We start from the raw sequence: 13,103 nt of genomic DNA, 5'->3' as shown, positions 1-13,103 counted from the left end.
GAAACAGTCTGCACAAGGGTCTTGTTTCAGCTGCTGTAGCCTACAAGCATAAATTCGTACGATTCTAAGAAACGGATAGGCACTGAACAACTCAAAGTACCCGATATTTTTCCGATGACAGTTCAATGCAAAACGGAAAGAAAATACGGAACAAACCCTGCTAAAAAAGCCGGTCTTTTGCCGGTAAAAAATCAGGTAAAAATCAGGTAAAAATCGCAAAAAATGGGGGAACTGAAGGCTTTACAAAAACGATAATTTATTTATTTTCAAATACTTATATCGATAAAAAGCTAACTACAAGCCGGCTTTTTAATGTCTGTTGGAAACTGGATGGGCGTAGGACAAACCCTTTACCAGTGACTTGGCTGGCGCCCATCGAGCAACTTGATCAAACCTGATTTCCGGCAACCTAGGCATTACATTTGCCGACGATGCAAACACATTACATATATCGAGTCGCTGCTCAAGATTGCGACCACCCTGCAACTATCTGTTCCGCAATCGATAGGTCTCCCTTTGGATCATTGCGAGTCGTCATCCATGAATGCGTCATCACCTGCCAGCTCGCGCTCGATCTGCTCGATGCTGGGCAGGCTGGTTTGCAGCTCTGCCGGAAGGAACTCCACCAATTATGTTTGACCAGAGCGTTTTCGATTTCACGCTCCTGCGCATCGAGGGTCAGGCCAAGGAAGTCGAAGCGATAAGGGTCTTTCAGGGACTCCCGGGCCAAGTCGGACTGCGGTTTGGGCAGGTGACTGTCGAAGTTACTGATAGCTTTACCGCTGCGCTCCAGAAGACGAGCCTCGATCTGCATCACCAAAATGTTGCGCGACCAGTTGTGCTCGATTGCCTTAGCGGCATACCAGCGACGGGTTTCGGGGCCTGGCAGTTTATCAAGTAGCACCAGATTGTGACCCCAAGGTAATTGTGCAGCAGCCTGTTGCACAAAATCCGTGTCCGGCCACGCCTCGGCAAAGGCGCGCATGTACTTGAGGTTGCGTGGCGAGAACCCTTTCATAGCGGGAAACGCTACTCGCAAATCATGCGCCAAGCGGTCGATGACCTTTGCACCCCAGCCCTGCTGTGTTTGCCGGATCAATATATCGTGACCAATTTGCCAGTAGAGCAGCACTAGCTCGCGATTCACAGCCAGTGCGGCGCGCTGCTGAGCATTATGTGGGGATTCCACGGCTATTCGGCCACCCATTCCATGAGCATCCGGCCACTGATTCCACGGTGATTCGGCCACCCGTTCCACGCACATCCGGCCACCCCTAAGGCAGGCAGCGACGCAGGATTAATTCACTACTATCGACCTCTTTTATCGAAGCAAAGAGGTCGTCGTGGAAAGGTTATCCATGCGTAAGATTCGAGAAGTATTACGTCTCAAATTCCACGTCGGCCTGTCTGCTCGCCAGATCGCTGTCAGCTTGCAAGTGAGTCGAGCCAGCGTCGGTGACTATCTCAATCGCTTTGCTGTCAGCGGGCTGATTTGGCCCTGCGCCCTGACCGATGCCGAGCTGCAACGGAGTCTTTTTCCGCCACCACCCGCTGTGCCCAGCGAACAGCGCCCCATGCCTGACTGGGCAAAAACTCACGCCGAATTGCGCCGTCCCGGTGTCACTCTGGCTCTGCTCTGGCAGGAATACCGCTTCAGCCAACCCCAAGGTTTTCAGTACAGTTGGTTCTGCGAGCACTATCGGTTGTGGGCCGCCAAGATCGACGTGGTGATGCTCCAGGAGCACCGTGCAGGCGAAAAACTGTTCGTCGACTACGCAGGCCAAACCGTATCGGTCATCGACCGGCACACAGGCGAGATCCGCCAGACGCAGATATTCGTCGCCGTATTGGGAGCCTCCAGCTATACATTTGCAGAAGCCACCTGGTCGCAGAAATTGCCGGCCTGGCTGGGCTCGCACGTGCGCTGCTTCGCTTTTCTCGGCGGGACATCCGAGATCCTGGTGCCAGACAATTTGCGCAGCGGCGTCAGCAAGGCGCATCGCTATGAGCCGGACATCAACCCCAGCTACCGTGATCTGGCCGAGCATTACGGGGTCGCCGTGTTGCCCGCTCGCTCGCGTAAACCCAAGGACAAAGCCAAGGTTGAAGTAGGCGTGCAGGTGGTCGAGCGCTGGATTTTGGCGGTCTTGCGCAACCGCCAGTTCTTCTCGCTGGGCGAACTCAACACAGCCATCAGTTTGTTGCTGGATCGACTCAACCAGAAGCCCTTCAAGAAACTACCTGGCTCACGTCGCTCGACCTTCGAGGCCATCGACCAACCGGTGCTGCAACCGCTGCCGGAACATCCCTACGTCTATGCCGAATGGAAAAAGGTACGGGTGCACATCGACTACCACGTCGAAGTCGACGGCCACTACTACTCGGTGCCGTATCAGTTGGTGAAGCACCAGCTTGAAGTGCGCCTGACGGCGCAAACGGTGGAGTGCTTCAACGCCAACCAGCGCGTGGCCAGCCATCTACGCTCGCTGCATAAGGGCCGCCACACCACGCACATCGAGCACATGCCCAAGAGCCACCGCGAGCATGCCGAATGGACGCCGCAACGGTTGATCCGCTGGGCTGAGCAAACCGGGCCAAACACCGCGGGAGTTATCGCCTACATCCTCGAACGAAGAATCCATCCGCAACACGGATTTCGTGCCTGTCTGGGCATCCTGCGCTTGGGCAAACACCATGGCGAAGACCGTCTGGAAGCTGCATGTCAGCGCGCTCTGGCGCTGGGCGCATGCAGTTACAAAAGCCTTGAATCGATCCTGCGCCAAGGTCTTGAAAGGCTGCCACTGGTCCAACAAAACCTCCCGCTGTTACCCGAAGACCACATCAACCTGCGCGGCCCCGGCTACTACCACTGACCTGAAGGAGCACCAAAATGCTACCCAATCCAACCCTCGACAAGCTGCAAACCCTGCGACTGCACGGCATGATCAAGGCGCTAGGCGAACAACACGCAACGCCCGACATCAATGACCTCGGCTTCGATGAACGCTTGGGCCTGATGGTTGATCGCGAGTTGACCGAGCGTGAAAACACGCGCCTGAGCAGCCGCCTGAAACTGGCCCGACTGCGCCATAACGCTTGTCTGGAAGACATCGATTACCGCAGCCCCCGTGGCCTGGACAAGTCACTGATTTTGCAACTGGGCAGCGGCCAATGGCTACGAGACGGACTGAATTTAATCATCGGCGGCCCGACCGGCGTGGGCAAAACCTGGCTCGCTTGCGCGCTGGCCCACAAGGCCTGCCGAGACGGCTACAGCGTGCGGTACCTGCGTTTGCCACGGCTAATGGAAGAACTGGGCATGGCTCACGGCGACGGTCGTTTGGCCAAACTCATGGCCAGCTATGCCAAGACAGATTTGCTGATCCTTGATGACTGGGGCTTGGCTCCGTTTACCGCCGCGCAACGACGCGACATGCTGGAACTGCTGGACGACCGCTACGGTCATCGGTCAACGCTGGTGACCAGCCAAATGCCGGTGGATAAATGGCACGAACTGATCGGCGATCCGACCTTGGCCGACGCGATCCTCGACCGGTTAGTGCACAACGCTTATCACCTTGAACTGAAGGGCGAATCGATGCGCAGACGCTCAACGAAATTGACGACGGCGGGTACTTCAGACTAACAATGCAAACCTGCGTTGCTGCGCTCCGACTGCCCGGCCGGATAAGCGTGGAACAGGTGGCCGGATGCTAGTGGAATGAGTGGCCGAATGGCGTGGAATCCGCACCAAAGCGCCAAAATCACCCATCCTGACAGTCTTATCGGAAGCGTTCGACCTACCGCCCAGCATACGCAGGATCATCCGACTCAGCAGTTCTTCAGCATCCTAGGGCAACGCGTCGCGCTTGGCGAAGATGCTTGCCATTTCCGTCGCGTTTTCGGTTCCCCAACTGCACAGCGGGACAATCGCGTCGGCCAGGCTGCGACCGAGCGGGGTCAGCGCGTAGTCCACCCGGGGCGGCACCTCTTTGTAGTCGGTCCGTGTTAGCACGCGATCGGCCTCCAGATCCTTCAATTGCTGGATCAGCACTTTGTCGCTGACGCCTTGGACCAAGCGTTTGAGCTCGCCGTAGCGTTTCGGGCCGTCGCGCAGAAAAAACAGGACCAGCGGTTTCCACTTGCCCGAGATGATGCGCAGCGTGGCGTTCAGCCCGCAGCCGGTGTCGCAGATTTCAGAAAGTTTCGTCATTTTTTGGTACTTACCTAAAAGTGCATACTTGTCCTTAAGTTATCAGGATTGCATACTTGTCCTTAAGTTATCAGGATTGCATCCTTGGCCTCAAGCAATCAGTTCTCTGCTTGCGTAAAACTCTTAGGAAGGATGCACATCATGACCAGACTGAATGGAAAGACCGCCGTGATCACCGGTGGCGCTACCGGCATCGGCCGCGCCGCAGCAAAGCGTTTCATTGAGGAGGGAGCGTTCGTCTTCATCTTCGGCCGCCGGCAGGAAGCGCTCGATGCCGCTGTCGCCGACCTCGGGCCCAATGCCCGCGCAGTGAAGGGCTCCGTCTCGGATGAGGCCGACCTCGACCGACTCTACGCAGCGGTGAAAGCCGAGCGCGGAACCCTCGACATCGTTTTCGCCAATGCAGGGGTGGGAAGCCAGCTTGCGCTAGGCAAAATCACCGCCGAGCACATTGACGAAACTTTCGATACCAATGTGAAGGGTACGATCTTCACGGTCCAGAAGGCGCTGCCGCTGATGGGCCGGGGCGGTTCGATCATCCTGACCGGATCAAGCGCCGGCACCACGGGCGCCCCGGCATTCACCGCCTACAGCGCGAGCAAGGCAGCCGTGCGTAACCTCGCGCGGAGCTGGGCGGAGGACCTTAAAGGCACCGGCATCCGGGTAAACGTGCTGTCGCCTGGCGCGGTGGCCACCGAACTTGCGAAGGCAGCGCTGGGCGACGAGGGCCTGAAGGCCTACGGCTCGATGACTGCTCTCCAGCACATGGGCGATCCGGCGGAAGTCGGGGCGGCAGCTGCCTTTCTCGCGTCGGATGACAGCAGCTTCATGACCGCCAGCGAAGTCGCCGTCGACGGCGGCCTGGCCCAACTCTGACGCTACGCCCTCCGGCGCTCCATTCGATTATTCGGAGCGCCGTAGGGCTCGGTAAACTGAAGGAAAATATATGAGCTACGCAATTATCGGCTTCGGCAGTATAGGCCAAGCCCTGGCCAAAGCGTTCGCCCGCAACAGCATCGAAGTATCCGTTGCCACCACCCGCGACCCGGAAAGCTTCGCACCCGCCGCGGCCGCGATCGGACCCACGATCATTCCCAAAACACTGGCGGAAGCCGTCAAGGCGGACATCGTCTTTTTGGCCGTCCGTTTTGAGTCGCACCCGGATGTCGCGAAGGTACTGCCCAGTTGGCAGGGCAAGACCATCATCGATGTAACCAATGCCTACGGCGTGCCCCCTGAGGAACTGGGAGGACAACCTTCTTCCAAGTTCGTCGCGCAGGCCTTTACGGGTGCAAGACTGGTTAAGGGCTTCAACCATTTGGGCGCTTCCGTCCTTGACCAAGACCCGGCCGTACAGGGCGGCAGGAGAGTCGTATTCCTGGCGAGCGACGATGACGGCGCCGCAGCGGAAATTAGTGCGCTTGCGGAAAGTCTCGGCTTCTCGCCGATCAAACTTGGCGGGCTTTCGGACGGTGGACTGCTTGTGCAGGCGCGCGGAAATAGCTGGGGTCAACTGATCTTTAAAGACTTGATCAAGTTCGACTGATGAATCGCGATCGCACATTTCAATGCGATCCTGCCTCGGGGACAGAGGGCAGCCACCCGCATCAAGCCAACTAAGCCCCCTGCCCCCTAGCACCCGACACAACAGGAATCACCCGCGACATCTGCCCTTTCACCGGCCCCTGCACCGTCAACTTCACACCTCTGTTTTTTTCGTAGTCAGGGGCGATGGCGTGCATTGTATTCATGAAGCCACTTGAGCTGAGCAGCTTCAGCGGCGCTGGGGCAGTTTTTGGTGCATCGGCGGCGTGACTCACGCAAGGAATCAACAGGGCACAGGACAGTAACAAGGGTTTGAATAGACGGCTCACGGCAGGTATTTCCTCGTTGGAAAAGCCGTCACGCTAGCTCAGCACTCTTCTCCCACAGCGTGAACCCGCGTTAAGAAAAATTTAGTTTACCGGGTCGACTTACCCGCCAGACGTGTTCCTGCCTTAGAATAAATACCGCTTTTCGCCTGGAGATTCGAATGAATCGTGCATTGGTCATCGAGGATGACGAAGTCACGGCACAGGCCATTATTGCTGAGCTGGCGGCTCACGGTTTCAGTACACAGTGGGCCGACAACGGCCGCGAAGGTCTTGCGATGGCTATTGCCGGTGGCTACGAAGTCATCACGCTGGACCGCATGCTGCCCGACTTCGATGGTCTGACCATCGTCAGTACGCTGCGCCAGTTGGCAATCCAAACCCCCGTCTTGATGATCAGCGCCTTATCGGACGTCGATGAACGCGTGCGCGGTCTGCGCTCCGGTGGCGATGACTACCTCACCAAACCGTTTTCAATGGTAGAAATGATCGCGCGTCTTGAAGTTCTGTTGCGTAATCCTACCCCCGGCAATGCCGATCGCTGTCTGAATTTCGGCTGCTTGCGCGTCGATTTGATTGAACAGACGGCGACGCTAAACGGCGATGCAGTCGCCCTCCTCCCCACCGAGTTCAAGCTTCTGAGATACCTGATGCGTAACGCCGGGCAATTGGTCACTCGTACCATGTTGTTTCAGGAAGTTTGGGGCTACCACTTCGATCCCGGCACCAACATCATCGACGTCCACATCGGTCGGTTGCGCAAAAAAATAGAAGGTGCAGCCGCACCGGCCATTCAGACGATACGTGGGTCAGGTTATGTTCTGGTCGAAAAAAGCTGACCGTTGGCGTTCAAGCAACAGCCGTCTGATCGGCCTATATGCGCTGTTTTTTGTAGCGTGGGGCGCGGTATTTACCGGTGTGCTGTATTGGGAAATCTCCCGCTATTTGGGCACGGTGGCCGAGCGCACCCTGATGCAACGGGCGCACTACTATCAGAAGGTGGACGACGCCACGCTGGTAACTGAATTGGCAGGCAGCGAGGTGTATTCCATACCCGGAATCGACGCCTACGGCCTATTCGAAGCCGATGGCAAACACCTCACAGGGGACTTGCTCAAGCTGCGTTTGAACCTCCCGGACGACGGCCAAGTGCATTATCTGGAACGTGGTTTAAGCATTGCTTTACCCAGCGAGGAAACCCGCAGCAGTTATGCGTTCAGATTAAACCGGCCCGATGGCCGAATCCTGATTCTGTCCCGTGATGGGGGCTCGATTTCTGCGGTGGGCGGCATCATCGGACAAGCTTTGTTCTGGGGGCTATCACTGACGCTTATCCCCGGTTTGGTAGGCTGGCGCCTGTTGCGCAGGCGACCCATTCGCCGCGTGGAGCGGCTGCAGCGCAGCACCGAAAGCATCGTCTCGGGCAACCTGCGTGAGCGCCTGCCACTGTCTGCTCGCCGCGATGAACTCGACATGCTCGCGAACGCCGTGAACACCATGCTTGAGCACATCGAGCAACTGATGCTGGAGGTCAAAAGCGTGTGCGACGGTATCGCTCATGACCTGCGAACCCCGCTGACCCGCCTTCGCGCGCGACTCTACCAACTGCAAAAACTACCATTGCAACCGGCCCATGCCGACACGCTTAATCTGGCATTGGAAGAGAGCGAGTCGATCATGTTGCGGTTTCAGGGTCTGCTGCGTATCTCGGAGCTGGAGGACACCCGACGGCGTTCGGCCTTCGGCTCGTTTCAGCCCGAAGCGCTACTGCAACAAGCGCATGAGTTCTATGAGCCACTGGCTCAAGGAAAGGGTCAGCAATTGATCCTGCAAATAAGCGGGCACTATCCGACGCTACGAGGTGATGTGTCGCTCCTGTTCGAGGCGCTGGTGAACCTCATGGATAACGCAATCAAGTTCACTCAGCCGGGAGGCGAAATACACCTGATCTGTCAGCGAAGAGAGCACAGCCTGAGCATCGAAGTGCTGGACAACGGCCCTGGCATCCCGGCCGCCGAACGCAACAGTGTCACGCGACGCCTCTATCGGGGCGACGCAACGCGACAGCAACCGGGCAACGGACTTGGCCTGTCGCTGGTCGCCGCCATCGCGCGGCTGCATGGATTTGGCTTGAGCATCGAAGAAGGCAATCAGGGTCGAGGCACTCGGATTGTCCTTGATTGCCCGCTACGCGACTCTCAAAACGAGCGTTCTTAAACAATTCTTAACCCTGCTTAATTTGAGCGGGTTAGACAGCTCGCCTAGGTTGACGGACCTTCCGTCGACCCAAGGCTATATGTTTGTGAAACGCCCGATACTGCAGCTCGTTCTGACACTTGTTTGCGCTCATTGGATACCGGCGTTTGCCGCACCTGTTCCCTCAGGACCAATGACCCCTTCACCGCCCCAGTTGAACGCCAAGTCCTGGGTGCTCATGGATGCCGCCAGCGGTAACATCATTACCAGCCACGACCCGCAAGAGCGCCTGCCGCCTGCCAGCCTGACCAAGCTGATGACGGTGTACGTGGCCACCAACGAGATCCAGGCAAACCGCCTGAAAGCCGATGATGTGGTGACCATCAGTGAGAACGCCTGGCGCACGGGTGGCTCACGCATGTTCCTTGATCCGCGCAGCCAAGTGCCGGTACATGATCTGCTGCGCGGCATTGTGATTGATTCTGGCAACGACGCCAGCGTTGCCCTGTCGGAACATATCGCTGGAAGTGAAGAAAGCTTTGCCGGGTTAATGAATGCCACGGCCAAACGACTGGGGCTGGAAGATACCCACTTCATGAATCCTACTGGTCTTCCTGTGCCAGATCACTATTCGTCAGCCCAAGACATGGCGAAACTCGCGCGGGCGATCATCACCGATGAGTCGGCCTACTACTCGCTGTACAAAAACAAGTACTTCACCTGGAACGGCATCCGCCAACCCAATCGAAATCTGTTGTTATGGCGCGACAGCTCAGTTGATGGCTTGAAGACCGGCCACACCGATGCCGCTGGTTACTGCATGGTCACCTCCGCAGTGCGAGACGGTCGCCGCTTGATCACCGCCGTTTTTGGCTCCACCTCCATGCGCAACCGTGCCAACGACGCGGAAAAACTGCTGACCTATGGATTTCGATTTTTCGATACCCAGACGTACGCGAAGGCCGCTCAAGTGTTAGAAAGCCCCCTGGTCTGGAAAGGTGAACACCGCACATTGCCGGTGGGACTACTGGACGATATTTCGCTGACGTTGCCGAAGAGCCGAGATCGAAAAATCGAAACCCATATACACATCGACAAACGGCTCGTAGCACCAATCGAAATGGGCGCCGTCGTCGGTAGTGTGGAGCTCTTTGACGGTGATCAAAAGCTAGCAACTCGGCCCTTGATTGCCCTCCAATCCGAAGCCTCCGGGCCTTGGTGGTCAAGCACGTGGGACACGTTGCGGCTATTCATCCTCGACCTGTTGGGTATTGTGGTTCCTACAGAATGAGTGCAACCGCTCCATAGACCGCCGAGGCGGGCCTCACGTAGCCAATCGTACCAATTCATCTATCAACAACTGCCCTGGCACACTCACTGGCACGCCTTGGCGGGTGACGATCTCGTAAGGCTCGCTGTACGACTTCAACGCCAGCGGCAGTTGGCTCAGCATGCCGTATTCCAACGCCATGCGAGCAACGTCGTCCGGCATGACGGCTATCAGTCCCTGGTCCTTCAAGAGCAGGGACAGGGTGGTGAAGGTCGAAGACGTTTCGATCGGATAAACCGGAAAACTCAGTCCGGCCTCTCTGAACTCGCGTTCGAGGGTCAGGCGCATGGGCATGTTTACAGGGAACACGACCCAACGTGAGCTGGCGATGTCACTCAGCTTGAGGTGCTTTTGCCGGGTAAACGGATTGGCCGGATTGGCCACCAGCACCAGCGCTTCATGTTCTTTGGATTGGGTGTCGTAGGCCGACGGTCTGCGGCTTACGCTGGTTCGACAAATGACCACATCAAGACGGCCCTGATCGAGCAAGCTCAGCAAGCGGGCGCTGGTGTCTTCAACAATGGAGACTGACAGTTCAGGCTGCTTGATCCGTAAACGCGCCAAGCCATCAACGAGCATCGGCACCGCGCCCATGATCGCCCCTACCGACAGCCGCCCGCCGTGACCCTGCATGATGCCGAGCATTTCTTCGCGCAGGTGCGCGACGTCCGTGTGGATCAATCGCGCATAACGCACTACGCACCGGCCCAGATCATTGGCATCAAGGCCTTTGCTGGTGCGCTCGAATAATGAAGTACCGAATGTCGACTCGATCTCCTGAAGCGCCTTGGTCGCCCCCGGCTGAGTGATGGCCATGGCATCGGCCGCCCTGTGAATTGAACCCAGCTCATCAATGCTGATCAGCAAGCGCAGCTGTTTCAGACGTAATCGCGAGGCGATGATGTTCAGTGAGGGCAACATAGGGGATCACCAAAAGTTATCACTTGGTTAACAGCTGTCATTAGGCAGCATTGGCCTGGGAATTTAAAGTAATCCGCAACAGGTTCCTCAGGCGCGCATAAGCGCATGGCAATGCCTGGTACCGCTTATAAAAATAATCAGGAGTTGAGACCGTGCGTCTAATCCAATTTGAATCCGCTCAGTCAGTTCGCCATGTCGGTGTCGTTGAAGGCGACGTAATCCAAGTGGTCAACGGCGTGGTCAGTATGCGTGAACTCGCCCTGTCGGCCATCCGTGCCGGTCACGGCATCGCCGCTGAAGTGCTCGCCCGAGGCACGCACTCCAGCGACCAACGTTATGCCGACGCTCTGGAACAGGGCCGGGTTCTGCCGCCACTCGATCACGAAGATTCCGCTCACTGCCTCGTCAGCGGCACCGGTCTGACGCACTTGGGCAGCGCCTCCACTCGCGACAAGATGCACCAGAAGCAAGATGACGAAAAGTCCGTCACCCCTATCACCGATTCCGCACAGATATTCCAGTGGGGCATTGAAGGCGGGCGCCCTGAACCCGGCACCCCTGGCGTTCAGCCTGAATGGTTTTACAAGGGCAACGGCTCGATTGTTGTGCGTCCGGGCCAAGCTTTTCAGTCGCCTGCGTTTGCGCAAGATACCGGCGAAGAGCCTGAGCTGACTGGCCTGTATGTCATCGGCGACGACGGCAAGCCCTACCGTATCGGCTTTGCCCTGGGTAATGAGTTTTCCGATCACGTGATGGAGCGCCGTAATTACCTCTACCTGGCCCACTCCAAACTGCGCAATTGCTCCTACGGCCCGGAACTGCGCGTGGGTCCACTGCCGCGCCATCTGGCGGGCACCAGCCGCATCCATCGCAATGGCGAAGTGCTGTGGGAGAAAGAGTTTTTGAGTGGCGAAGACAATATGTGCCACTCCATCGAAAACCTTGAGTATCACCATTTCAAATATCAGCAGTTTTTGTGCCCGGGTGATGTGCACGTGCATTTTTTCGGCACCGCCACGCTGTCGTTCGCCGACAACGTGAAAGCGCAGCCGGGCGACGTGTTCGAAATCAGCTTGTCGGAGTTCGGCGCCCCCCTGCGCAATGGTATTGAGGTCAGTCACTCGGGCATCAGCGCTGGCGACGTAAAAGAACTGTGACGCAAAAGGTCTCCCGGAGGCCTGTTTAATCTGCACCTCATAACAAACATAAAAAGAGAGATGAGCATGAAAGCTAACCCTGTTGCGAGGGCACCCGCTGCCTCCGTACCCCTGACGGATGCGTCACGCCCGACGACCGTACGCTGGAAAATTTTCCTGATTCTGCTGCTGCTGTCAGCCATCAACTACATTGACCGCGCATCGCTTTCGGTGGCGCTGCCACTTATATCCACCGAGTTCAAGATGACACCGGCCCTTGAAGGCCTGATGCTCAGTGCGTTTTTCTGGTCGTACGCCTTGATGCAGATCCCCAGCGGAATGCTGCTGGACCGCTTTCAGGTGCGCAACATCATTGGTGTTGCCACCATTGGCTGGGGCGCATTTCAGGCCATCGCTGGCGGTGCTAACAACTGGATGATGCTGCTGCTGACCCGCGTCGGCCTGGGCGTCGCAGAGTCGCCGATCATGCCGGCCGGGGCCAAGCTCAACGGCGCTTGGCTCACACCTAACGAACGGGGTCGCGGTGCAACGCTGGTAGACGGCGGTGCCCCACTGGGCACGGCATTTGGCGCCATTATCATCACCGGCCTGATCACCTGGTTCGACTCGTGGCGCATCGCGTTTTTCGTTGCAGGCGTGGGCACCATGCTGGTCGGCATGTGGGCCTGGTGGTACATCCGCAACCACCCCTCCGAACATCCGAAGGTCAACAGCGCAGAGCTGGCCTACATCACCGACGCCAATAATGCTGCGGCCAAGGCCAACGGCAGTGGCAAAGCGGTCATGAAAGAACTGCTTCGAAGCCGCTCCGTGCTGGCCATGTTTGCCGGGTATGCCTGCTACAACAGTGTGTTTTATGGCTTGCTGACCTGGATGCCCAGTTATCTGCATCAGGCGCACAATCTCGACATCAAGGCCATGGGCGGCGCCACGTTCTTGATCTTCATGTGCGGGTTCATTGGCGAAATGGTCGGTGGCTGGCTCGCCGACAAGTGGAAGGCAGCAGGCGGCGAACCTAACAAGGTCATGCGCACCATGTTTGGCGGCTCGGCAGCTGTCGCGGCGGTATGCATCCTTCTGGTGGCCTACACCCCTGATGCCGCGCGCGTGATTGCGCTGCTCTGCGTCGCTCTGTTCTTCATCCGTTGGTGCGGCATGTATTGGTGCCTGCCGGCGATCTTGGGCGGTCAATCGAAAGCCGGTGTACTGGGCGGCAGCATGAACTTCTGCGGCAACATGGTCGGTGTCATCGTCCCGATCCTGATTGGCTTGATTGTGCAGTTCACCGGTTCCTATTTTCTGGCGCTGATTTTCTTCGTCGTCATGGCGTTTGGACTGATGTTGTTCTCCAGCCTGATTGATTATCGCGAACGTGGATTGGCTTAAACCGCTCGACTCCATTGCACTACCTGACA

The 13,103-nt window shown here is 57.3% G+C and carries 11 protein-coding genes and 1 pseudogene; 9 read left to right on the top strand and 3 right to left on the bottom strand.

Features of this window, described 5'->3' with window-relative positions; genetic code table 11:
• Window positions 1-631: 631 nt before the first annotated feature.
• Window positions 632-1,177, bottom strand: a pseudogene (locus RHM59_RS20010) (DUF1016 N-terminal domain-containing protein); the annotation flags it as partial.
• 181 nt (window positions 1,178-1,358) lie between these two features.
• Between RHM59_RS20010 and istA the strand changes: the two are divergent.
• Both istA and istB read left to right on the top strand, forming a co-directional pair.
• Entirely contained in the window at window positions 1,359-2,873 is a 1,515-nt protein-coding gene (gene istA, locus RHM59_RS20005; RefSeq protein WP_322285252.1) for an IS21 family transposase, read from the top strand.
• A gap of 17 nt (window positions 2,874-2,890) precedes the next feature.
• Window positions 2,891-3,646 (top strand): IS21-like element helper ATPase IstB, encoded by a 756-nt coding sequence (gene istB, locus RHM59_RS20000; RefSeq protein ID WP_322285251.1) that lies wholly within the window; start codon window positions 2,891-2,893, stop codon window positions 3,644-3,646.
• Window positions 3,647-3,850: 204 nt separating this feature from the next.
• On the opposite strand, the gene RHM59_RS19995 is transcribed toward istB, so the two are convergent.
• Window positions 3,851-4,213: a helix-turn-helix domain-containing protein gene (locus tag RHM59_RS19995; RefSeq protein ID WP_322166234.1), complete on the bottom strand. Its 363-nt coding sequence runs from the start codon at window positions 4,211-4,213 to the stop codon at window positions 3,851-3,853.
• Window positions 4,214-4,354: 141 nt separating this feature from the next.
• On the opposite strand from RHM59_RS19995, the gene RHM59_RS19990 reads away from it, so the two are divergent.
• The 5 genes from RHM59_RS19990 (at window position 4,355) to RHM59_RS19970 (ending at window position 9,571) form a co-directional block, all read left to right on the top strand.
• On the top strand, window positions 4,355-5,089 hold the full coding sequence (locus RHM59_RS19990; RefSeq protein ID WP_322285250.1) for an SDR family oxidoreductase: 735 nt from the start codon (window positions 4,355-4,357) through the stop codon (window positions 5,087-5,089).
• A gap of 70 nt (window positions 5,090-5,159) precedes the next feature.
• Window positions 5,160-5,759, top strand: coding sequence for an NADPH-dependent F420 reductase (locus RHM59_RS19985; protein ID WP_322166236.1), 600 nt, complete (start codon window positions 5,160-5,162; stop codon window positions 5,757-5,759).
• Between the two features lie 486 nt (window positions 5,760-6,245).
• Window positions 6,246-6,923 (top strand): response regulator transcription factor, encoded by a 678-nt coding sequence (locus RHM59_RS19980; protein ID WP_322166237.1) that lies wholly within the window; start codon window positions 6,246-6,248, stop codon window positions 6,921-6,923.
• Window positions 6,901-8,301, top strand: a complete 1,401-nt coding sequence (locus tag RHM59_RS19975) for a HAMP domain-containing sensor histidine kinase (RefSeq protein ID WP_322285249.1) — start codon at window positions 6,901-6,903, stop codon at window positions 8,299-8,301. The genes RHM59_RS19980 and RHM59_RS19975 overlap by 23 nt, the downstream gene beginning before the upstream one ends.
• A 172-nt stretch (window positions 8,302-8,473) precedes the next feature.
• Window positions 8,474-9,571: a D-alanyl-D-alanine carboxypeptidase family protein gene (locus RHM59_RS19970; protein WP_322184796.1), complete on the top strand. Its 1,098-nt coding sequence runs from the start codon at window positions 8,474-8,476 to the stop codon at window positions 9,569-9,571.
• 33 nt (window positions 9,572-9,604) lie between these two features.
• On the opposite strand, the gene RHM59_RS19965 is transcribed toward RHM59_RS19970, so the two are convergent.
• Window positions 9,605-10,531: a LysR substrate-binding domain-containing protein gene (locus RHM59_RS19965; RefSeq protein ID WP_322166241.1), complete on the bottom strand. Its 927-nt coding sequence runs from the start codon at window positions 10,529-10,531 to the stop codon at window positions 9,605-9,607.
• Between the two features lie 152 nt (window positions 10,532-10,683).
• On the opposite strand from RHM59_RS19965, the gene araD1 reads away from it, so the two are divergent.
• Together araD1 and RHM59_RS19955 are read left to right on the top strand one after the other, a co-directional pair.
• Window positions 10,684-11,688, top strand: a complete 1,005-nt coding sequence (gene araD1 / locus RHM59_RS19960; protein WP_322166242.1) for an AraD1 family protein — start codon at window positions 10,684-10,686, stop codon at window positions 11,686-11,688.
• A 66-nt stretch (window positions 11,689-11,754) separates the two neighbouring features.
• A complete protein-coding gene (locus RHM59_RS19955; protein WP_416194732.1) occupies window positions 11,755-13,074 on the top strand; it encodes an MFS transporter in 1,320 nt (439 codons plus the stop codon).
• The last annotated feature ends 29 nt before the right edge of the window (window positions 13,075-13,103 follow it).

Source organism: Pseudomonas sp. MH10, from assembly GCF_034353045.1.
Classification (GTDB): Bacteria; Pseudomonadota; Gammaproteobacteria; order Pseudomonadales; family Pseudomonadaceae; genus Aquipseudomonas.
Note: the sequence above shows the minus strand (reverse complement) of the source record. Positions and strands in the feature narration are given on the sequence as shown.